Source organism: Rathayibacter sp. AY1E8, from assembly GCF_002931415.1.
Classification (GTDB): domain Bacteria; phylum Actinomycetota; class Actinomycetes; order Actinomycetales; family Microbacteriaceae; genus Rathayibacter.
On record NZ_PSVI01000001.1, the window covers coordinates 120,101 to 140,874 of the forward strand.

Sequence of the window (20,774 nt, forward strand, 5' to 3'; positions counted from 1 at the left end):
GATGGGAGCCTCCGGGTGGTGCGGCGTCGACGGGAGGAGTGCCCCGTCGGAAGAACTCGACGAGGCTAGCACGCGGCTCGAGCGGGGCCCGGGAGCCTGCGGCCCTCAGCGGACGATGTCGACGGGCTCGGTGCTGACGGCCACGGCGGCGGGGGAGACCGTCTCGATCGCGGGCAGCGCATCGTGCGCCGGACGGCGGAAGACGACGAACTTGTACATGCAGAAGTTCCACACCAGTCCCACGAGGACGGCGACGGCCTTGGCGATGTTGATCGCGAGGAAGGCGTTCTCGCCGGAGCTGGGGAGGAAGAGCAGCGAGTTGCCGAAGCGGGTGTCGAAGAAGACCTCGAAGCCGTAGATGATCGCCGACTGCAGGACCAGCGAGCTGAACCCGGTGACGAGGAAGAACTTCGCGAACGTGGCGACCGAGACCCTGCCCGGGTGGCGGAAGACGAAGAAGTGGTTCAGCGCGTACGAGATCGTGATGCCGACCAGGACGGAGAAGACGTTGGCGACGAGGGTCGGCAGACCGAGCAGGAGCACGAGCGTGTTGAGGATGAGGAAGTCGATCGCCGTGTTGGTGCAGCCCGCGATGAGGAAGCGGACCTTCTGCGATTCGAGGAGTCTCTTCATCTGCGGTGCTCTTTCCCGTCCCCCTCTGGCGTCGATGCCCGACCGTCGGGCTCCGACGGGCGTCCATCGGGGCAGGCGAACAAGGGGTGAACCGCCGTGCACTGTCGTCCATCGTAACCGTGGACCCCTGCCGGGCGGTCGAACAGCCGGTGCCATGTTCCTGAGAGAGTGCGCGGACGGGGCGGCGGGCCGCGGGGCGCGCTCGGAGGCTCGCGAGCACCGCCTCGTTATACTCGCAGGGCTCTCACCGGTCAGCCGGTGCACCGGAAGAACGGATCCTCCCCGCCTCATGCGCTCCCTCGCCGTCGTCGTCCCCACCTACAACGAAGTCGCGAACATCGCGACGGCGCTGCCGCGGGTCGCGCTCGCGGCGTCCCGCAACCCCGACTTCCACGTGACCGTCGCCGTCATCGACGACAGCTCCCCCGACGGCACCGCGGACCGCGCGCGCGAGCTCGCGGCCGAGCTCGGGTCCGACACCTTCGAGGTCCTCGTGCTCTCGCGCGAGAAGAAGGAGGGGCTCGGCGCGGCGTACATCTGGGCCTTCCAGCACCTCCTCGCGGCCGAGCGCCGCTACGACTACCTGCTGCAGATGGACGCCGACCTCTCGCACGACCCGGACTACATCGACGCCTTCCTCCGCGAGGTGCGCGCGGGCGCCGACTTCGTGGTCGCCTCCCGCTACATCGCCGGCGGGGGCACTCCCGACTGGACGCTCGACCGCAAGCTGCTGAGCGGTGGCGGCAACCTCTACACGCGCCTCTTCCTCGGCTCGAAGATCACCGACTGGACCGGCGGCTTCAACCTCTTCAGCGCGGACCTCCTGCGCACCCTCCACCTCGAGACGATCCGCGCAGCCGGCTACGGCTTCCAGATCGTGCTCAAGTACCGGGCGCTGCGCCGGGCCCGCGGAGTGAAGGAGATCCCGATCGTCTTCCTCGACCGCACGGTCGGCAACTCCAAGATCCCGAGCGACACCCTCCTGAAGAACCTCCTGCTCGTCCTGGCCATCCGGTTCGGCGGGAAGCACCGGTGACGGCGGGTCCGACGGGATCCCCTCGGACCCGGAGGGCCCTCCTCGAGCTCGCCGCCCTCGCCGTCGTCGTCAGCGGGACCCTGCTCGTGCTCGGATTCATGGTCGGCACGCCGTGGCGGCCGCTGCTCTTCCGCGACGGCGACTCGCTGGCGCTGCCGCTGATCCTGCAGTCCTTCGCCGAGGGCCGCCCCGCGGCGTGGGTGATGACGAGCCAGCTCTTCCTCTTCCCCGAGCTCCCCGTCTTCGGCGTCGCGTGGCTGCTGACCGGTGGCGATCCCGCGGCGGCGCTCGCGGTCAACGCCGTGCTCAACGTCGTCCTCCTCTACGGCGTGCTCCGGATGCTCGCGCGACGGCTCGTCGCGGACCGGCACCGCCGGCGGCGGCCCGCCGCCGCGCTCGCCGGCATCGCCGTGCTGCTGGTTCTCTGCCTGACGGAGGGCCGCGCGCTCAACAACGAGGGGGCCCTGGCGACCACCTTCCTCCTCACGACCTACTACTACGGCGCGGTGCTCACAGGCCTCGCCGGGCTCGCCGTCGCCCTGGGCGCGCTGCGCGAGCGCCGTCCGGCGGCGCGTCCGCTGCTCCTGGTCGGAGCGGCCGTCGCCGCGACGACCCTCTCCGATCCGCTCCTCCTCGTGCAGTTCGTCGGCCCCCTGCTGGTGGTCCTCGTCGTGCTGCTGGTGCTCGCTCTCGCTGCTCCCCGAGCGGTGCTGATCGTCGCGGGAACGGTCCTCGGGGCCGCCGCGCTCGGGGCCGCGCTGCGGATACCGCTCGGCTTCCTGATCGGGACCGACGCCGGCGGGTACCTCCGGCTGCCGCTCGCCGGGACGGCCCTGGACGACCTGATCGTGCAGTTCCTGGTGCTGAAGGCGCCGCTGATCGGCAAGCTCGAGGTGGCGCTGCTGGGTCTGCTGCTGCTGGCGGCCCTCGCCGTCGTCGTGGCCGGTGTCGCCCGACTGGCGCGGGGAGCCGCCCTCGACGAGGCGGCCCGTGCGCGCTTCGCGGTGTGCGCGTTCCTGCCGGCGCAGACGGCGGTGCTCCTGGTGGTGCAGGTCTTCACCGGCAGCTCGGTCAGCCGCTACCTGATGCCGATCCCGGTGACCGCGACCGTGGTCGTGATCGCCCTGATCGGCCCCGCGGCGGCGCACCGGCGTGCTGCGGGCGCGCGGCTGGCACCGGTCGTCCGCGTCGTCGCTCCGCTGGCCGCCGCAGGCCTCGTCGTCGCCGCCGTGCCGGCCACAACGGCGGTCGCCTCCGCGGCGGCCGAGGCGCGATCGGACCCGGACGCCGACTGCCTGGAGCGCTGGATCGACGGCCGCGAGCTCGCGGGCGTCGGCTCGTTCTGGTCCACGCGGCCGCTGGACCTCTACGGGCCGGCCTCGCTGCACGTCCAGCAGGTCAACTTCGACTTCACGGTGCAGCTGTGGATGAACAACCTGAGCGACTACCGCGACCGGCAGTACAGCTTCGTCCTGGCCGACCGCTCGCCCGACTGGGCGGGGCTCGCGCGCGGGACGCTCGGCGCTCCCTCCGATATCGTCGCCTGCGGGGGGTTCGACATCTACGACTACGCGGGCACCGACGGCGAGACCGAGCTGAACCGGATCGTCCAGACCAGCGTGGAGGAGCAGCGCCGTGAGCGCGGCTACTGACGTGCGCGGCCCGCGGACGGCGAGTCGGCGGCGCCGGACGCTCGTCGAGCTCGGATGGGCCCTCGTCGCCGCCCTCGTCTCGGTCGTCGCCGCCGTGCTCGCGCTCGGGATCGGGCCGCAGGACCTGACGGCCCGCTGGACCGTGGGCGGCGACGACCAGATCCTGCACTACACGCTCTTCACCAGCGCCACGCAGGCGTTCCCGTTCGACGGCAACGCAGCGCTCGGCTTCCCCGACGGGTTCAACGCCTTCTTCAGCGCGCAGTTCGACGTCGCCTCCGCCCTCGCCGTGTCGGTCCTGGCCCTCGTGGTGCGCGACGGGACGACGCTCCTGAACGTCTTCTACCTGGGCACGTTCGCGACGGTCGCCGTCACCGGCTACGTGTTCTTCCGCGCCCTCCGCACGCGGCCCTGGGTCGCGGCGTTCTCCGCGGTCCTGCTGTCGCTGCTGCCGTACCACTTCCTCCGGATCGGATTCGGCCACGCGTTCCTCGCCAACTACTGGGCGATCCCGCTCCTGGGCGTGATGGTGCTGATGGTCGCCGGACCGCGCACCGATCCTCTCCGAGCCTGGGCCGAGCGGGGCGCGACGCGGAGGAGCCGCGTACTGCGCTCCGTCGTCCCGGGAGTCGTGCTCGGGCTCCTGGTGGCGAGCACGGGCGGCTACTACTACGTCTTCGCGGTCCTGGTCCTCGGAGCGACCTGGGCGGTGAGCACGGCCGCCGGGCTCCTCTCCCGCGAGCGGCTGCGCGTGCTCGCGGTCTCGTCGGTGCCGATCCTCGCGCTCGGCGTGTTCGTCGGGCTCTCGCTGCTGCTGCTCTCGCTCGACTTCGGGGAGCGCTACAGCCCGTACTTCACGTCGCGGACCGTGGGGGAGTCGGAGGCCTACGCCGGCAAGCTCGTGCTGCTGGGCCTGCCCTGGTCGGGGACCGGGCTGCCGCAGGGGTACGGCCTGCTCAACACCTACGCGGGCCAGTCCGGCGTGGCGCCGACGACGGAGCCGCCCGGGTTCTCGATCCTCGCCAGCGTCGCGCTCCTGATCACGCTCGTGGCGCTCCCGATCACCGCGCTCGGCGGCGGACGGGCGCTCCGTGCGACCGCGGTCGGCCGGTTCTTCTCGGACGCCCGCGTGCGCGTCCTCGCCGTGGCGACACTGGCCGCGCTCCTCTTCTACACGGTGACGGGCCTGGGCGTCGTGGTCTCGCTGGTGGCGGGGCCGACGATCCGTGCGTGGGCGCGGATGTCGATCGTCATCGCGGTCCTCGTCCTCGGCGTGCTCGCACTCCTGCTCGATCGGATCACGGCCCGTGGCGGTGTCCGGATCCTCGTGGCGGCGCTGCTCGCCGCCGTCGCCGTGGTCGATCAGCTGGCCGGAGTATCGGCCGCGGTGCCGATCGCTCCGACCGACGACTCCGAGATGCGCTCGTTCGTGTCGGAGGCCGACGCGCAGCTGGACGACGGGTGCGGAGTGGTGGAGCTCCCCCTGAAGAGCTTCCCCGACAGCGGGCGGGTCGGAGCGCTCTCCGACTACGACGAGGCACTGCCCTACCTCGCGACCGAGGAGGGACGCCTCCGCTGGAGCTACGGGGCTGTGGAGGGCACCTACGGCTGGGACGTCTGGGGCGACGTCGACGCCCCCGCGGAGTTCGCCGACGCGGTGGCGGGCAGCGGCGCCTGCGCCGTCTACGTGGACACCGCCGGCTACACCGACGACCCCGACGGCTGGCGGGCCTACGTCGAGGCGGCGACGGGGGACGTCGAGCCCGAGGTCGCCTCCGCCTCCGGGCGCTGGCTGCTGTTCACGACCCGGCGCTGATCAGCGGTCGTCGAAGGCCAGCTCGAGCAGGCGCCGGGCGGTGCGGTCCCACCCCGGGATGGGCTCCGGTGCGAGTCGCCGGGGACGGCGCAGCGCCTCTCCGATCGCGGCCGACCACCCGGTGCGGTCCGCCGGGTCGATGAAGACGGCGGCGGACTCCCGCCCGGCGAGCGCGTCGCGGAGGCCGGGGATGTCTGCCGCGAGCACCGGAGTGCCGCAGGCGACGGCCTCGAGGGCGGGCAGGCCGAAGCCCTCGTGCCAGGAGGGCATGGCGACGGCGTCGGCGCCCGTGAGCAGGGCCGGCAGATCCTCGTCGGCGACGTAGGAGGAGGCGAAGCGCACGTCGGCTCCTGCGGCGACCGCGCGGGCGACGGCGGAGTGGACGTCCTCGTTGTCCCAGCCGTCCCCGCCGACCAGGAGCAGGGTGTGGTTCTCCGGCCGCTCGGCCTGCCGGTACGCGTCCACCAGGGTGACGAGGTTCTTGCGGCGCTCGATCGATCCGACGAAGAGCAGGTAGGACCCGAGCCCGTGCTCCGCGCGGACCCGGGCCACCTCCTCCTCGCCGCGGGCATGGAAGAGGTCGGCGTCGATCGTGGTCGGCAGCACGCGGACGCGCGCCGGATCGACGCCCAGAGCGCTCTCGACCTCGGCCGCGGAGGACGGGGTGCCGGTCAGGACCAGGTCGCTGCGCCGGATCCACCGGGGCACGGACCGCGACAGCAGCTCTCGGCGCTCGCGCGGAACGAGCTCGGGCATCACAGCGAAGCAGACGTCGTGCACGAAGGTGAGCGAGCGGGAGCGGGCGAGCGGCCAGCTCCGGAAGTTCGGGAAGAAGTAGGCGCCGCGGCCGAGCAGGAGGTCGATCCCCGGCGCGGGCACTCGGGTCAGTGCGCTCCACACCGGCCGGGGCAGCGGCACCGGTCGGACGCGCAGCGTACGGAAGCCGAAGCGCCCGAGCGAGCCCGCCTCGCTCGCCGGGACGACGAGGAGCACCTCGACCTCTGCGGCGGTCGCGTCGGTGTCCAGCGCGTGCAGCAGGCCGAGCAGGACGCGGCCGACCCCGGTCAGGCGCGGCGCCGCGAGGGCGGTCGCGTCGACCAGGAGGCGGCGGCGCCGCGCGGTCACGGCCTGCTGAGGCGGACGGTGGAGTCGATGTCGACGACGCCGTCGTGCACGGAGGCCCGCTCGACCGTGAAGGTCGCGGCGACCGGGATCCGCATGGTCTCGCCCTGCGAGAAGGTGGCCGAGGAGGCGTGCACGGCGTAGTTGCCGGCGCCGAGGTGCAGGTCGGGGAGGGTGAACGTGACCGTCATCTCTCCGTCGACCGCGCTCAGCGGCGTGCCGATGCGCTCGGTGTTCGTCCCGAAGACGCGCTGGCCGAGGGGGGTGTCGATGCCCATGCCGATGTTCCAGTCGTCGACCGGGCGGCTGGTGCGCACCGTGACGTCGAACTCGAGGGTCTCGCCGCTGCGGACGACCGTGCCGCCGTGCTCGATGGATCCGCCGCGCAGTCGGCAGCCCAGGATCTCGATGAGCTGGGGGGCGGGCTCGTCCGCGGCCTCGGCGGCCTCGGCCTCGCGCTCCTGGCGGGCGGCCCGACGGTCCTCGAAGCTCTCGCGGAGGACCTGGAGTCCCTCGGAGGTCTCGCCGTCGAAGACGACGGTGCCCTTCTCGAGGACGATGGTGCGGTCGCAGAGCTCGCCGACCTGCTCGAGCGAGTGGGTGACCAGCACGATGGTCTTCCCGGCGCGCTGGAAGGCGCGGATGCGGTCCATGCACTTGCGCTGGAACGGCTCGTCGCCGACGGCGAGCACCTCGTCGACCAGCAGCAGGTCGGGATCGGTGTGGATCGCGATAGCGAAGGCGAGCCGCACGTACATGCCCGACGAGTAGAACTTGACCTGGGTGTCGATGAACTCGGCGATCTCGGAGAAGTCGACGATCGAGTCGAACTTGCTGTCCAGCTCGCTGCGCGAGAGTCCGAGGATCGCGCCGTTGAGGTAGACGTTCTCGCGCCCGGTGAGGTCGGGGTGGAAGCCCGCTCCGAGCTCGAGGAGCGCGGCGAGGCGTCCGCGGCGCTCCACGGTGCCGGTCGTCGGCTGCACGATGCCGCCGATGAGCTTGAGGAGCGTGCTCTTGCCCGATCCGTTCGCGCCGATGAGGCCGACGGTCGAGCCCAGTGGGATCTCGAGGTCGACGTCACGGAGTGCCCAGAACTCGTCGCGGTGCTTGCGCCCGCGGCCGAAGTTGACGATCCGCTCCTTGAACGACTTGTCCTTGCGGATGACGAAGCGCTTGGAGGCGTTGCGCACCCGGACGACGGTCGGGGTGCCGGAGGAGGCGGGCACGGACTCCTGCTTGCTGGTGAGGGTCACGATCAGATCTCCTGGGCGAAGTTGCCCTCGAGGCGGCGGAAGATCCGGTGGCCGATCCACACGAACACCAGCCCGACGACGAGGACGATGAGAAGGCGCAGCTCCATGTCCGGCGGCCACACCTGGGGGGCGATCTCGTTGCCGTCGATGATGCTGACGCGCGAGCCGTCTCCCCAGATCGCGCGCTGGAAGGCGAGGATCGCGTTCGAGATCGGGTTGATCAGGTAGAGCTGCTCGGCCCAGCCGTGGCCCGCTCCGGTGGAGGCGGCGACGACGAAGTTCCACGCGTAGACGATGGGGGAGAGCCAGAAGAAGATCTGCAGCCCGACCTCGACGAGGAACTGGACGTCGCGGAGGTAGACGTTGAGGGCCGAGAGGGCCAGGGCCAGCGCGAGGCCGTACACGAGCACGATCGCCAGCGCGGGCACGATGTAGAGGAGCTGGACGCCGAAGATCAGCGAGCCCGTGAGGACGGCTCCCGCGATCAGGACGACGAACTGCACACCGAAGTTGAAGAGGGCCGAGCCGATGGCCGCCACCGGGAAGATCTCCCGCGGCAGGTACACCTTCTTGATCAGTCCGCCGTTGCCGAGGATCGACGTGGTGCCCGCGGTCACGATCTCGCTGAACAGGCCCCAGAGGGTGAGCCCCGAGAAGACGAAGATCGCGAAGTTCGGGACGCCGCGAGAGGCCCCGAGGATCTGGCCGATCGCCACGTAGTAGATGAGGAGCATGATCAGCGGCCGGACGAGGCTCCAGACGAAGCCCAGGCTGCTGTCCTTGTAGCGCGACTTCAGCTCGCGCCCCACGAGCAGGCGAAGCAGCTCGCGGTGCCGCAGGATCTCGGCGAGGGAGGCGACGAAGCCGCCCGAGCCGCCGCCGACGGCCGACGTGGTGCCGGCGATCTGGAACGGCTCGTCGGCGATCGCGCGCGCGCGATCCACAGCTTTGCTGGGCATGGAACTCCAAGCTCTCGGCCTCCGCCGGGCGACGGACCGCATCATTATACGTGCGGCCCACCCTGGAGCCCCCTGGCTGGCGTGCCGGTGCGCGGCGCATGGCGGGTAGTCTTGCTCCCGCTCGCCGACTGAACGACACGAACGAGGTGTTCGCCATGCCCACGCAGCCTTCCGACGTCCCCCTGGACCCGGCGCCGCAGAGCGCTGGGGACCCCGCCCCCGTCCTCGGCGGCACGGGCGAGGACGCTCCTCCCGCTCCCGACCCGAGCCTCGAGTCGGCCGTCGGCGACGCCGCTCCCGCAGCCGTCCCGGCCGAGCCCGCTCGCACATCCGGGGTTCCCGTGGAGCCCCGTCTCGCCGAGCCCGAGTCCCCGGACGAGGAGCTCGCCCGCCTGCGCGCGCAGGTCGACTCCCTCCTCAACGACCCCTTCGACGAGTGGGTCGAGCGGATCCAGGTGGGCGGAGTGACCGCCTCCGGCTTCGAGCGCACCCTCTCCTGGCGGGTGACGAAGCCGCTCCGCCTGGTGCGCACCTTCCAGATCCGCGTCGAGCAGCTCGGGCTGTCGGGCGCCGTCGGCCACAGCGCGCGCTTCGTGAAGCGCCGCCTGTCCGGTCGGGCGCGATGAGCGACCGGTCGCAGGTCTCGGCCGCCGGCGCGGCCGCCGCGCGCGCCCACCGCACGGAGGCGATGCTGCAGCGCCTGGAGCAGATCGGCGCGCTCCTCTTCGACGAGGAGCGCCGCGCCTCGCTGCGCACCCGCGGGCCCGGCCCGTACCTCGACGAGGTGGCCCGCGAGATCCGCTCGCGCCAGGACGACGAGCTGACCTGGGTCGCGCTGGTGTCGTTCACGGCCGCGTACCCGACGAGCGAGCTGTTCGACTGGTTCCGCCGCGCCCTCGAGCTCGCCCCCGAGGAGGCGGCGCTGCGCATCTTCCTCGAGGCGGGCTCCCGCACCGCGACCGGGTTCGCCGATCTGGACGCCCGCGTCGAGGTCGTCACCGGGGCCGTCCTGATCGACGTCGACTTCCCCGCCCGCCACGGGCACAACACCGGCGTCCAGCGGGTCGTGCGCCAGACCGTGTCCCGCTGGGACGCCGAGCACGAGATCGTCCCGGTCGCCTGGGTCCACGGATCGATGTCCTTCCGGCGCCTGAGCGCGATCGAGCACGAGCGCGTCGTCGACTGGTCCTCCGCCGGGCGGCGCGACTGGGAGCACGGCGATCCGGAGCGCATCGAGTTCGTCGTGCCCTACCGCAGCGTCGTCGTCATCCCCTCGGTGCCCGACTACAACCAGTGCGGGCCGCTCGCGGCCCTCGCCGAGTACTCCGGCAACGAGGTCGTCGTCCTCGGCCACGACGCGATCCCCGTCGTCAGCGCCGACACGGTGCCGCCGGAGGAGACGGTGCGCTTCGTCAACTTCCTCTCCGTGGTCAAGCACGCCGAGCGCGTCGCCACGGTGAGCGCCGCGGCCGCGCTGGAGTTCGAGGGCTTCGTGCGCGCGCTCCCCGCTCAGGGCCTCACCGGCCCGACCGTCGTCCCGGTCCCGCTGCCCGTGGAGCTCCCGGACGGCCTGCGCTCCGAGGGCCGGAGCGCGTCCGGCCTGCCGCTCGTGCTCTGCGTCGGCAGCCAGGAGCCCCGCAAGAACCATCTCGCGGTGCTGCACGCCGCCGAGGTCCTCTGGCGCGAGGGCCTGCGCTTCCGCGTCCGCTTCATCGGCGGGGCCAACCCCTGGGCGCACCAGGTCTTCGATCCCCGCGTGCGCGAGCTGGTCGCCGCCGGACGCCCGGTCGAGGTGCTCCGCGGAGCCGACGACGACGTCCTGATCGCGAGCTACCGGGAGGCGCTGTTCCTGGCGTTCCCGTCGCTGCACGAGGGGTACGGCCTGCCGGTCGCCGAGGCGCTGTCGATCGGGCTCCCCGTGCTGACCTCGCGCTACGGCAGCACGGCGCAGATCGCCGAGCACGGCGGATGCGTCCTGATCGACCCGGAGTCCGACGAGGAGATCACCGACGGCATGCGCCGCCTGCTGACGTCGCCGGAGCTCGTCGACGAGCTCCGCCTCGAGGCGGCAGAGCGGCCCGAGCGCACCTGGGACGACTACGCCCGGGAGCTGTGGGCCGCCCTGATCGGCCCCTCGGCCCTCATCGAGCACGAGGAGGCGCCCCGTGCGCTCTAAGCAGTACCTGGTCGACCGTCTCGCCACCCTGGTGCGCACCCTGGCCCCCACTGTGGAGCCGCTGGGCAGCGTCGACGCCCTCACCGGACAGCTGAGCGTTCTGCTGCCCGCCCCCACCGACCGCGAGGTCTGGCTGGTGCTCGCCGTCCTCCGCGGCACGCTCCCGCGCCGGGAGGACGTCGTCGACGGCCGTCGCCGGGCCCGGCTGGACGGCACCGCCGGTCTGCTCACCCACGCCGCGTCCACCATCGCCTCGAACCGGGTCTTCGCCCGCTTCCACCACCCCGAGGTCGAGGTGGTCGTCGGCGCGGTCGTCGTCGACGTGCACCACACCGCGCGCACGGGGCTGGCCACGGGCATTCAGCGCGTGGTGCGCCAGAGCCTCGTCCGCTGGACGCGCGACCACGAGATCCTGCTCGCCGGCTGGGACTCGACCCACGAGTCGCTCGTCATGCTCACCCCGGAGCAGAGCCGGAACGCCGTCTCGGGCGACGTGCCCGACGCCGCCGAGGACCGCTCCCGCGTGATCGTCCCGTGGCAGGGCACCTACCTCCTGCCCGAGCTCGCCGTGGAGGACGAGCGGACGTCGCGCGTCTCCGCCCTGGCCGAGTTCAGCGGCAACCGCACGGGCACCATCGGCTTCGACTGCGTGCCGGTCACCACCGCCGAGACGGCGAGCACCGGCATCAGCGCCGCCTTCTCGCGCACGCTCGTCGCCGTGTCGCACATGGACCGCATCGCGACCATCTCCGAGGCGGCCGCGACCGAGTACTCCGGCTGGCGCCACATGCTCGGCAGCGTCGGGATGCAGGGGCCGGACATCCGGCCGATCCTGCTGCCCTCGCAGCCGGAGAGGGTCTCGGACGAGGAGCTGGCCACCGCCGCGCGCTCGCTGGTGACCGGTGACCTCCCGCTCGTCGTCTGCGTCGGCAGCCACGAGCCGCGGAAGAACCACCTGGCGGTGCTCCAGGCCGCCGAGCTGCTCTGGCGCCGGGGCGTGCGCTTCAGCCTGGTCTTCATCGGCGGCAACGCCTGGAGCAGCGCCGAGTTCGAGTACCGACTCGAGGTCCTCGAGGGCCAGGGCCGTCCGGTCCGCTCGCTCTCCAAGATCACCGACGCGTTGCTCTGGAGCGCTTACCGCCTGGCCCGGTGCACCGTGTTCCCCTCGATCAACGAGGGCTACGGTCTCCCGATCGTGGAGTCGATCTCGGTCGGCACCCCGGTCGTGACCTCCGGATTCGGCAGCATGCACGAGGTCTCCGCCTCGGGCGGCGCACTGTTCGTCGATCCGCACGACGACCACGACATCGCCGCGGCCCTCGAGCGGCTGCTGACCGACGACGAGCTGCACGCGCGGCTCTCGGCGGAGGCGCTCGCGATCGACGGCGGCACCTGGGACGAGTACGCCGCCCGCGTCTGGTCGTACCTCGTCGAGGGCGAGGGCGTCGACGAGCGGGCCCGGGCCGAGCAGTCGGACGCGACCGCCTAGGCGTCCTCGATCCACCGCGTGCAGAAGGCCCCCGCTCCAGGAGCGGGGGCCTTCTACACGCGGTGCGCGCGGCTCAGCGGGAGCGGAGCGCCAGCTCGAGGTCGTTCTCGACCATGCGGGCGACGATCTCCTCGAAGCCGACGGTCGGCGCCCAGCCGAGCACTTCGCGGGCCCGGGAGGCGTCCCCGCGCATCTCGGGGGCGTCTACGGGGCGCGCGAACCGCGGGTCGATCGTGACCCGCTGCTCCCAGTCGTCGATGCCGGCCGCGGTGAAGGCGGCACGGACGAAGTCGCGGACCGAGTGCGCGACTCCGGTCGCCACGACGTAGTCGCCCGCCTCCTCGGCGCGCGAGGCGCGCACGAGGGCGTCCACGTAGTCGGGAGCCCAGCCCCAGTCGCGGCGCGCGTCGAGATTGCCGAGCGAGAGCTCCGACTCGGCGCCCGTCGCGATCGCCGCGACTCCGGCGGTGATCTTGCGGGTGACGAAGCCGAGCGGCCGACGCGGCGACTCGTGGTTGTAGAGGATGCCGGACGAGGCGTGGAGCCCTCGGCCGCGGTAGACCGCGACGAGGTGGTGCGCGAACGCCTTCGCGGCTCCGTAAGGGGAGACGGGGCGGATCGGGGTCCGCTCGGTCTGCGGGTTCTCGGTCGCGGCCCCGAAGATCTCGGAGGAGGAGGCCTGGACGAAGCGGACCTCCCGGCCCGCCGACTCCTGGAGCGCCAGCGAGGCCTCCAGGAGCGCGGCGACCGCGGTGCCGGTCACCTCGGCCGTGAGCACGGGCTCCTTCCACGAGAGCGCGACGGAGGAGAGGCCGGCGAGGTGGAAGACCGTGTCCGGCTGCGCCTCCGCGACGATACGGCCGAGGCCGGAGGCGTCGCGGAGATCGCCCTCGAAGGCGCGGACGGCGGCGGGAAGAGCGGCGTCGTCGGTCCCGCGCACGAGCGCGGAGACCTCCCAGCCGTCGGCGAGCAGGCGCTCGACGAGGTAGCCCCCGTCCTGACCGCTCGCTCCGGTGACGAGAGCGGCAGGCATGACTACTTGATCAGCGCGGACTGCTCGGCGAGGTCGTTCTCGACCATCATCGCCACGAGCTCGGGGAACGAGACCTTCGGCTCCCAGCCGAGGACGTCGCGCGCCTTCGCCGGGTCGCCGATCAGCAGGTCCACCTCGGCGGGACGCATGAACGCGGGGTTCTGGGTCACGTACGGGGTCCAGTCCTCGATGCCGACGTGGTTGAAGGCGATGTCGAGGTACTCGCGGATCTCGTGGGTCTCGCCGGTCGCGACCACGTAGTCGTCGCCCTCGGGCTGCTGCAGCATGCGCCACATCGCGTCGACGTAGTCGCCGGCGAAGCCCCAGTCGCGCTTCGCGTCGAGGTTGCCGAGCTCCAGCGTCTCCTGGAGGCCGAGCTTGATGCGGGCGACCGCGAGGCTGATCTTGCGGGTGACGAACTCCGGGCCGCGGCGGGGCGACTCGTGGTTGAAGAGGATGCCGGAGGAGGCGTGCATGCCGTACGACTCGCGGTAGTTGATGGTCATGTAGTGGCCGAAGACCTTGGCCACTCCGTAGGGCGAGCGCGGCCAGAGCAGCGTCTCCTCGCTCTGCGGGACCTGCTGGACCTTGCCGAACATCTCGGAGGAGGAGGCCTGGTAGAACTTCACGCGCGACATGTCGGAGCCGGCGTAGAGGCGGGTCGCCTCGAGGATGTTGAGCACGCCCTTGCCGGTCACATCGGTGGTGAGCGACGCGTTCTCCCACGAGTAGGCGACGAACGAGATCGCACCGAGGTTGTAGACCTCGTCGGGCTGGGCGGCGGCGAGCACGCGCACCAGGCTCGACACGTCGGTCAGGTCGCCGGTGAGCAGGGTCACCTCGGGCACGGTGCGGCGGACCAGCTCGTACTTGGGGTTGTTCTGCCCGCGGACGAGCCCGAAGACCTCGTAGCCCTTCGAGAGGAGGAGCTCGGCGAGGTAGAGGCCGTCCTGGCCGGTGATTCCGGTGATCAAAGCGCGGGGCACGTGGTGGTCCAATTCGTCGGGGTCGATGACAGCGGGACACATACTACCCACGGGCACGGCCGGGCGCCGGGAGCGATGCGGCCCGCCGGTATCCTGGCCGGGCTTCGGACCGATTGGACGCCATGCCGGAACTCCGCCCCGTCACGCTCGCCGTGCTCACCGTCGACCCGGGCGGGATGGGCGGCGGCGAGACCTACGCGCGCGCGCTCACGCGCCTCCTTGCGCCGCGGCCGGGGGAGGAGGGGCCCGCCGTGCAGGTGCTCGTCCCCGAGAACGCCCGCGGCTTCAGCGAGGGCGTGCCCGAGGTCGTGGCCGAGGGGGTCGTCAGCGGGGCGGGCCACCGCCGCCGGGCCGTGGGGATGCTCCAGGCGCTCCTGCGCACGCCGCGCCTGCGCCGGCGCCTCGGCCGGGACGCGGTGCTCTACTTCCCGTTCACGGTCCCGCTCCCGTGGCCGTCGCGGCGGCAGGGGCACGTGCAGATGCTGTTCGACCTGCAGCACCGCGACCTCCCGCACCTCTTCCCCCGCGTCGAGCGCGTCTTCCGCCGGCTCGCCTACGAGGCGACCGCTCGCCGCGCCGACGCGGTCATCACCATCAGCGCCTTCACCAAGGGGCGGATGGTCGAGCTGCTGGGCATCCCGGAGGAGCGGATCCACGTGTCGCATCTCGGCGTGGACACCCGGCGCTTCGTCGCGAATCTGGGCACACGCGAGGACTTCGTCTTCTACCCGGCGCGCGCCTGGCCGCACAAGAACCACGCCCGCCTGTTCGAGGCGGTGCGCCTCCTGCGGGAGCAGGGGCACGCCCTCCGGCTCGTGCTGACCGGAGGGGATCTGGACCGCCTCGGCCCGCTGCCGGACTTCGTCGAGTGGCGCGGCCACGTCACTCCGGAGGAGCTCGCCGACCTCTACCGCCGAGCCGCGGTGCTGGCGTTCCCGAGCCTCTACGAGGGCTTCGGCCTCCCTCCCATCGAGGCGATGGCGTCGGGATGCCCGGTCGCCGCGTCCGACGCGGGCTCGCTCCCGGAGATCTGCGGGGACGCCGCGGTCTACGTCGATCCGCTCGAGCCGCGCTCGATCGCGGACGGGATCCTCGAGGCGATCGAGCGGACAGGCGAGCTCGGCCCGCTCGGCGTCGAGCGCGCCCGGTCCTTCAGCTGGGAGCGCTGCCGGGAGGAGCACCTCGCCGTGCTCCGCCAGGTGGCGCGGCGGCGCGGGCGCTGAGGAGTCCGGTCAGTCCCGCCGGTGCAGGAGCCGGCGCCAGCTCAGTCCCTGAGCCGCGCGCATCGCGCAGAGCACCACGAGCAGCCAGCCGGCGTCGAGCAGGATCGAGCTCTCGGCCAGCGCGGTGACCATCAGCACGGTCAGCACCAGCACCGGCCAGACGTGCACGACCGCCTTGCGCTCGGAGGCGATCAGCCAGGAGCGCCAGAGCGCGAGGCCGATCAGCACGACGAAGAGGACCACCCCGACCGCGCCGACCTGCAGGGCCACGTCGAAGAGCGCGTTGAGGCTCGACGAGTGCGGGCGGCCCGAGAGGTAGTCGATGGCGGTGAAGGGGTAGAGGTCGGGCCGCCAGTAGCCCACCCAGCCCCAGCCGACGATCGGAGCGAGGTCCGTGAAGCGCCAGACCTGCTGCCAGAGCCGCAGCCGGAACTCGAACTCGCTGCCCGCGTTCAGCAGCTCGATCACCCGGTAGCGCAGGAGCCACACGGTGAGGGCGGCCGCTGCGGCGACGCCGAGCACCGCGACCTGCCGCCGCCGACGGTGGGTGCCGTCGCCGTGGCGCACCCAGCGCAGAGCGAGGGCGACGACGACGGCCACGGCGAGCACGCCCGCGCTCACGGCCGAGCGCGTGAAGAGGAGGGTGACCGCGGCGAGGGCGATCGAGGCGACGGCCGGCCCGCGGGCGACGGAGCGGGTCATCAGCTCCACCGAGAACGTCACGATCGCCAGCAGGCAGACCAGCCCGAGCTGGTTGCGCGTGCCGACCAGTCCCTGGATCGGCCCGCCGACCGCGAGCAGTCCCTCCACGCCGAGGAAGCGCAGCGGCTGGTCGATCAGCACCCCCGAGAGCACCTCCACGGCGAGCGAGGCGATCAGCACGACCCGCAGCACGTCGCCGACCGAGCGGATGATCTGGATGATGTCGCGCGTGAGGCCGATCGCGATCGCCAGGAACGCCAGGGCGAACTGGTAGACGACGCTCGAGACCGTGGCCCAGGTGTAGTCGCTCCACAGCACGCTGAGCGCGATCCAGCCGAGGAACACCAGGATGCTCGTGGGCAGCAGGCCCTCCCAGTCGAGCCGCCCGCGCCGCAGGACGAGCATGACCGCGGCGAGGGCGGTGAGCGTGGCGACGGCGGCGATGTAGCCGGGCCAGCCGATGAGCCCGCGGACCGCCGGGGCGCAGAGGACGGTGACGAGAGTGGTCTGCGCGAGGGCCGCCGCGAACTGCGGGGACGCCGTCGCGTCGGCGACGGAGGCGGGGAGCGAGGGGCGGCGGGGCCTCATCGCCTCGGGGAGGCGTCGGCGAGGGGGAGCGGGGTCGCGGCGAGGACCTCGGGCGTCTCGGTCGCCGGTCGCTTGGTCTGCACCGCGAAGAGGACGAGGAGCAGCCAGCCTCCCTCGATCAGGATCCGGCTCTCGAACAGCGACTGCGCCAGGAGGGCGACCACGATCAGCAGCGGAGCGAGGCTGACGGCCGTGTAGGGGAGGGTCGAGGTCGCGTCGCGCCGCGGGCGGTCGACCGCGCGGAACCAGGAGCGCCACAGCGTCGAGACGGCGAGCGCCGCGAAGAGGACGAGGCCGACCGCTCCCAGCTGGAGGGCGACGTCGAGCCAGGCGTCGTGGGCCTGCAGGTAGAGCACGCCCTTGCGCTCGGCGAGGGTGTCGAACGGGGCGGCCCAGGGAGCCCAGTAGCTGACCCAGCCCCAGCCGAGGACCGGACGCTGCAGCGTGAGCGCGATCACCGAGTCCCAGATGTCGAGGCGGCCCGTGGCGTCCTCGCTCTTGCCGAGCAGGCCGAGGAGGGCGCCCCAGCCCGCGGCGCCCGCGGCGACGGCCGCCACCGCCAGCCCCGCGGCGGTCAGGTAGACGGGACGCCGGCGGGACTCGCCCCTCCGGCGAGCCCAGAGCGCGAACGCGGCCGCGAGGACGACGGCGACGAGGCAGAGGAGAACGGTCGCCGAGCGGGTGAGCAGGAGGGTCGCGACGAACAGGGCGACCCAGACCGCTCCCCACCGGCGCCGGATCGAGTGGGCCGCCAGCTCGATCGCGATCACGATCAGGCCGAGCAGGGCGAGGAAGCCGAGGAGGTTGCGGTTGCCGACGATCCCCTGGACGGGCTCGCCGGTGAAGAGGGCTGCCTGCGACCAGTAGAAGGCGTCGGGCGTCGGTCCGTCGGCGGGAGGCTCGACGCCGAACGGCAGGACGGGCTGCCGCACGACGACCGCGATCACGAGCTCGAAGAGGAGCGACAGGCCGACGGAGAGGCGCAGGGCCCGTCCGAGAGCCGTGAGCAGCTCCCGGCTGCTCAGCGTGACGGCGAGGACGACGCCGCCGAGCGTCGTCGCGAGCTGCGCCGTGACTCCGATCGCGCTCGCTCCCGGATAGGCGGACCACAGCAGCGAGAGCACCGCGAGCCCGAGGAAGAGGACCAGCGACTTCGGCGTGCGGGCCCAGCGCGGGCGGGGGCGGGCGCGGACGAGCACGGCGATCGAGGCGCCCAGGAGCACCGCGACGACGACGCCCCAGCCCCACCATCCGGCGAGGTTCCGCAGCGACTGGCCGGCCAGCAGCACGGCCAGCACCGCCACCGCGAGCGCTCGGGGAGCGGCGGGGGCGGCGCGTCGGATCATGGCGACCAGTCTAGGGAGCGTGGGCGGCACGGCGGCGTGCCGGGCGCGCCGCCGCACCCTCCCCGGCCGGGGCGCCCCCTCGGGGAAGACGGCTTGGACGGGAGGCTCAGACGAACGCGGCGGTGCCGGTGATCGAGCGGCCGACGATCAGCGTGTTCATCTCGCGGGTGCCCTCGTAGGAGTAGAGGGCCTCCGCGTCGGCGAAGAAGCGGGCGACGCCGTAGTCGAGGACGATGCCGTTGCCGCCCATCACCTCGCGGCACCAGGCGACGGTCTCGCGCATCCGGGCCGTCGCGTAGGCCTTCGCGAGGGCGGAGTGCTCGTCGCGCTGCTCGCCGGCGTCGAGCATCTCGGACACGCGGGTCGCCAGGGCGATGCTGGCCGTGATGTTGCCGATGCTCTTGACCAGGAGGTCCTGCACCAGCTGGTGCCCGACGAGCGGCTTGCCGAACTGCACGCGCTCCTTCGCGTAGCGCAGCGCCGCGTCGTAGGCGCCGATCGCGACGCCGATGGCCTGCCAGGCGACCTCGGCGCGGGTGAGCCGGAGCACCTTCGCGGTGTCGCGGAACGAGTTCGCGCCCTGCAGGCGCAGCGACTCCGGGACGCGGACGCCCTCGAGCACGATGTCGGCGTTCTGCACCGTGCGCAGGCTCTGCTTGCGCGCGATGGCGGTGGCGCGGTAGCCCGGCGTCGAGGTGGGGACGAGGAAGCCCTTCACCTGGCAGTCCTCCGCGTCCTTCGCCCAGATCACGGTCACGTCGCTGAAGGTCGCGTTGCCGATCCAGCGCTTCTCGCCGTCGAGGATCCAGTCGTCGCCGTCCCGGCGGGCGGTGGTGCGCAGGCCCTGGGCGGAGTCGGAGCCGGAGTGCGGCTCGGTGAGCCCGAAGGCGCCGACGACCTCGCCCGAGGCGAGCTTCGGCAGCCACTCGGCGCGCTGCTCCTCGGAGCCGGCGACGCCGACCGTTCCCATCACCAGGCCGTTCTGCACGCCCACGTAGGTCGCGATGCCCGCGTCCACCCGGCCCAGCTCGAGCGCCACCCAGCCGCGGAACACGGCGGAGTTCTCGATCGCGCGGGTCTCGGGCCAGGAGAGGCCGATGACGCCGGTGGCGTGGATCGCGGGGATCAGCTGCCGCGGGAACTCCGCGCGCTCCCAGTACTCGTCGGCGATCGGCCGCACCTGCTCCTCGAGGAACGCGCGGACGCCGACCAGCAGCTCCTTCTCGGCGGGCGTGAGCGCCGCCTCGAACCCGTAGAAGTCGGCCCCCAGGGTCTCGAAGGTCGTGCTGTCCATGCTCTGTGCTCCCTCGCTCGTCGGATGCGGCACGGCGACCGCTCCGACGGCGACAGTGCTGCGAGTCCCAGCGTACGAAGCGCGCCTGCGAGTGCCGCGTCCTCTGGCGGAGAGCACCAACAGGCGGGCCCTCCTCCCGGGCCCGCGTTGTGGATCCTGCTAGCGTCGCAGCGGAGCGGCCCCGGCGCGTCCGGCTGAGCGGCTCGGACCCACCCCTCGGACGGAAGGCCAGCGCTCCCGTGTTCATCCCGATCGGCAACACCCCCCGCGACTACGCCTGGGGCTCGCTCACCGGCATCTCGGAGGCCCTCGGCACCGCGCCCTCCGGCGCCCCCGAGGCCGAGCTCTGGCTCGGCGCGCACCCGGGCTCGCCCGCGCGCATCCTCGACCCCGCCTCGGTCGGCGCCGGCACGCTCGCCGAGTGGATCGCCGAGCACCCCGAGGCGGCGCTCGCCGGAGTGGAGGGGTCGGTCGATCCGGTATCGGGCGCTCCCCGTCTGCCGTTCCTGCTCAAGATCCTCGCGGCGGGCGGGCCGCTGTCGCTCCAGGCCCACCCCTCGTCCGAGCGGGCCCGGCGCCGGTTCGTCGAGGAGGAGGAGGCCGGCATCCCGCGGGACGCCGCCGATCGCAACTACAAGGACCCGTTCCACAAGCCCGAGCTGATCTACGCGCTCAGCGAGACCTTCGACGCGCTCTGCGGCTTCCGTGAGCCGGCGGACGCCCGGGCGCTGCTCGCCGAGCTGGCCGGGCGCGCCCCGGCGGAGGAGGCGGCCGCGATCGCGCGGTTCGCCCGGACGCTCGAGGGCGAGCCCTCGGAGGTCCTCCGCGGCGCCGTGTCGTGGCTGCTCGCCGACGGCGACCGTGCCGAGGTCGCCGCGCTGGTGTCCGCGGTCGTCGCGGCGTCCGCGGGCGACGACCGCCTCGAGACGACCACGGTCCGGGACCTGGCCGAGAGCTACCCGGGCGACCCCGGAATCGTGCTCTCGCTCCTGCTCAACCGCGTCCGCCTCGCCCGCGGCGAGGTGCTCTACCTGCCCGCAGGCAACATCCACGCCTACCTCGCGGGCACGGGCGTGGAGCTGATGGCCGCCTCCGACAACGTGCTGCGCGGGGGCCTCACGCCCAAGCACATCGACGTGCCCGAGCTGGTGAGCGTGCTCGAGTTCTCGCCGCTGCCCGTGCCCTACCTCCCGGCCGAGCAGGCCGGACCGGGCGTGCGCGTCTACCGTCCGGACGTCCCCGACTTCGTGCTCGCCGTCGTGGAGCCGGAGTCGGAGACGCCGGCCCGCGTCGCCCTGCACGGACCCGCCATCGCGATCGCGACCGAGGGCTCGTTCTCGCTCGAGGGCGCCGAGGGCTCGGTCCGCGTCGAGCGCGGCGGCAGCGTGTTCGTGACCCCGTCGGAGGGCACTCTCGCCGTCACCGGACGGGGCACGCTCTTCGTCGCGACGGTCTGATCCCTCCAG

At 72.6% G+C, this 20,774-nt stretch carries 17 protein-coding genes; 8 read left to right on the top strand and 9 right to left on the bottom strand.

The genetic code is table 11. From position 1 onward, the window contains the following. Positions 1-105 precede the first annotated feature (105 nt). Positions 106-633 (bottom strand): GtrA family protein, encoded by a 528-nt coding sequence (locus tag C5C74_RS00615; RefSeq protein WP_104223158.1) that lies wholly within the window; start codon positions 631-633, stop codon positions 106-108. Positions 634-922: 289 nt separating this feature from the next. Here C5C74_RS00615 and C5C74_RS00620 point away from each other — a divergent pair, with 289 nt between their 5' ends. Genes C5C74_RS00620 through C5C74_RS00630 form a run of 3 tightly spaced genes read left to right on the top strand, consistent with a single transcriptional unit; the run spans position 923 to position 5,137 of the window. Further along, positions 923-1,669 (top strand): polyprenol monophosphomannose synthase, encoded by a 747-nt coding sequence (locus C5C74_RS00620; protein ID WP_104223157.1) that lies wholly within the window; start codon positions 923-925, stop codon positions 1,667-1,669. Continuing rightward, the gene (locus C5C74_RS00625) at positions 1,666-3,321 is read left to right on the top strand and encodes a hypothetical protein (RefSeq protein WP_104350785.1); all 1,656 of its coding nucleotides are present in this window, start codon (positions 1,666-1,668) and stop codon (positions 3,319-3,321) included. Before C5C74_RS00620 ends, C5C74_RS00625 begins: the two co-directional genes overlap by 4 nt. After that, complete coding sequence (locus tag C5C74_RS00630; RefSeq protein WP_146082992.1) at positions 3,305-5,137, top strand: hypothetical protein; 1,833 nt, start codon at positions 3,305-3,307, stop codon at positions 5,135-5,137. Before C5C74_RS00625 ends, C5C74_RS00630 begins: the two co-directional genes overlap by 17 nt. On the opposite strand, the gene C5C74_RS00635 is transcribed toward C5C74_RS00630, so the two are convergent. From C5C74_RS00635 to C5C74_RS00645, 3 genes are read right to left on the bottom strand one after another with little or no spacing between them, the layout of a single operon-like run. Continuing rightward, positions 5,138-6,262 (bottom strand): glycosyltransferase family 1 protein, encoded by a 1,125-nt coding sequence (locus C5C74_RS00635; RefSeq protein WP_104238037.1) that lies wholly within the window; start codon positions 6,260-6,262, stop codon positions 5,138-5,140. It lies immediately after the preceding gene. Next, positions 6,259-7,512, bottom strand: coding sequence for an ABC transporter ATP-binding protein (locus C5C74_RS00640; protein ID WP_244229465.1), 1,254 nt, complete (start codon positions 7,510-7,512; stop codon positions 6,259-6,261). Before C5C74_RS00640 ends, C5C74_RS00635 begins: the two co-directional genes overlap by 4 nt. A gap of 2 nt (positions 7,513-7,514) precedes the next feature. After that, positions 7,515-8,471: an ABC transporter permease gene (locus C5C74_RS00645; RefSeq protein ID WP_104223153.1), complete on the bottom strand. Its 957-nt coding sequence runs from the start codon at positions 8,469-8,471 to the stop codon at positions 7,515-7,517. 155 nt (positions 8,472-8,626) lie between these two features. On the opposite strand from C5C74_RS00645, the gene C5C74_RS00650 reads away from it, so the two are divergent. The 3 genes from C5C74_RS00650 to C5C74_RS00660 are packed head-to-tail and all read left to right on the top strand — an operon-like array spanning position 8,627 to position 12,136. Further along, a complete protein-coding gene (locus tag C5C74_RS00650; protein WP_104283350.1) occupies positions 8,627-9,097 on the top strand; it encodes a hypothetical protein in 471 nt (156 codons plus the stop codon). Further along, a complete protein-coding gene (locus tag C5C74_RS00655) occupies positions 9,094-10,647 on the top strand; it encodes a glycosyltransferase (RefSeq protein WP_104232816.1) in 1,554 nt (517 codons plus the stop codon). The genes C5C74_RS00650 and C5C74_RS00655 overlap by 4 nt, the downstream gene beginning before the upstream one ends. Then, complete coding sequence (locus C5C74_RS00660; RefSeq protein WP_104335165.1) at positions 10,637-12,136, top strand: glycosyltransferase family 1 protein; 1,500 nt, start codon at positions 10,637-10,639, stop codon at positions 12,134-12,136. Before C5C74_RS00655 ends, C5C74_RS00660 begins: the two co-directional genes overlap by 11 nt. Before the next feature lie 73 nt (positions 12,137-12,209). Here C5C74_RS00660 and C5C74_RS00665 read toward each other — a convergent pair whose 3' ends face one another. Next, entirely contained in the window at positions 12,210-13,169 is a 960-nt protein-coding gene (locus tag C5C74_RS00665; protein ID WP_104350787.1) for a GDP-mannose 4,6-dehydratase, read from the bottom strand. A gap of 2 nt (positions 13,170-13,171) precedes the next feature. After that, on the bottom strand, positions 13,172-14,155 hold the full coding sequence (locus tag C5C74_RS00670; protein ID WP_104275317.1) for a GDP-mannose 4,6-dehydratase: 984 nt from the start codon (positions 14,153-14,155) through the stop codon (positions 13,172-13,174). 122 nt (positions 14,156-14,277) lie between these two features. Between C5C74_RS00670 and C5C74_RS00675 the strand changes: the two genes are divergently transcribed. Continuing rightward, positions 14,278-15,378, top strand: coding sequence for a glycosyltransferase family 1 protein (locus tag C5C74_RS00675; protein ID WP_104350788.1), 1,101 nt, complete (start codon positions 14,278-14,280; stop codon positions 15,376-15,378). A gap of 9 nt (positions 15,379-15,387) precedes the next feature. Here the strand turns inward: C5C74_RS00675 and C5C74_RS00680 are convergent, their stop codons facing one another. The 3 genes from C5C74_RS00680 to C5C74_RS00690 all read right to left on the bottom strand — a co-directional run bounded on the left by C5C74_RS00680 (position 15,388) and on the right by C5C74_RS00690 (position 19,308). Continuing rightward, positions 15,388-16,668: an O-antigen ligase gene (locus C5C74_RS00680; RefSeq protein ID WP_104350789.1), complete on the bottom strand. Its 1,281-nt coding sequence runs from the start codon at positions 16,666-16,668 to the stop codon at positions 15,388-15,390. Continuing rightward, positions 16,665-18,014 (bottom strand): O-antigen ligase, encoded by a 1,350-nt coding sequence (locus tag C5C74_RS00685; RefSeq protein WP_104350790.1) that lies wholly within the window; start codon positions 18,012-18,014, stop codon positions 16,665-16,667. Before C5C74_RS00685 ends, C5C74_RS00680 begins: the two co-directional genes overlap by 4 nt. A gap of 106 nt (positions 18,015-18,120) precedes the next feature. Continuing rightward, the gene (locus C5C74_RS00690) at positions 18,121-19,308 is read right to left on the bottom strand and encodes an acyl-CoA dehydrogenase family protein (RefSeq protein WP_104350791.1); all 1,188 of its coding nucleotides are present in this window, start codon (positions 19,306-19,308) and stop codon (positions 18,121-18,123) included. Positions 19,309-19,547: 239 nt separating this feature from the next. Here C5C74_RS00690 and manA point away from each other — a divergent pair, with 239 nt between their 5' ends. Beyond that, positions 19,548-20,765 carry a mannose-6-phosphate isomerase, class I gene (manA, locus tag C5C74_RS00695; RefSeq protein ID WP_104347153.1) on the top strand — a complete coding sequence of 406 codons (1,218 nt, stop codon included), beginning with the start codon at positions 19,548-19,550 and terminating at the stop codon, positions 20,763-20,765. Positions 20,766-20,774 lie beyond the last annotated feature (9 nt).

Excerpts from the sequence above, each read along its gene's own strand:
- C5C74_RS00615 (WP_104223158.1), bottom strand. The coding sequence starts at position 633 with ATGAAGAGACTCCTCGAATCGCAGAAGGTCCGCTTCCTCATCGCGGGC.
- C5C74_RS00620 (WP_104223157.1), top strand. The coding sequence starts at position 923 with ATGCGCTCCCTCGCCGTCGTCGTCCCCACCTACAACGAAGTCGCGAAC.
- C5C74_RS00645 (WP_104223153.1), bottom strand. The coding sequence starts at position 8,471 with ATGCCCAGCAAAGCTGTGGATCGCGCGCGCGCGATCGCCGACGAGCCG.
- C5C74_RS00650 (WP_104283350.1), top strand. The coding sequence starts at position 8,627 with ATGCCCACGCAGCCTTCCGACGTCCCCCTGGACCCGGCGCCGCAGAGC.
- C5C74_RS00655 (WP_104232816.1), top strand. The coding sequence starts at position 9,094 with ATGAGCGACCGGTCGCAGGTCTCGGCCGCCGGCGCGGCCGCCGCGCGC.
- C5C74_RS00665 (WP_104350787.1), bottom strand. The coding sequence starts at position 13,169 with ATGCCTGCCGCTCTCGTCACCGGAGCGAGCGGTCAGGACGGGGGCTAC.
- C5C74_RS00675 (WP_104350788.1), top strand. The coding sequence starts at position 14,278 with ATGCCGGAACTCCGCCCCGTCACGCTCGCCGTGCTCACCGTCGACCCG.
- C5C74_RS00680 (WP_104350789.1), bottom strand. The coding sequence starts at position 16,668 with ATGAGGCCCCGCCGCCCCTCGCTCCCCGCCTCCGTCGCCGACGCGACG.
- C5C74_RS00685 (WP_104350790.1), bottom strand. The coding sequence starts at position 18,014 with ATGATCCGACGCGCCGCCCCCGCCGCTCCCCGAGCGCTCGCGGTGGCG.
- C5C74_RS00690 (WP_104350791.1), bottom strand. The coding sequence starts at position 19,308 with ATGGACAGCACGACCTTCGAGACCCTGGGGGCCGACTTCTACGGGTTC.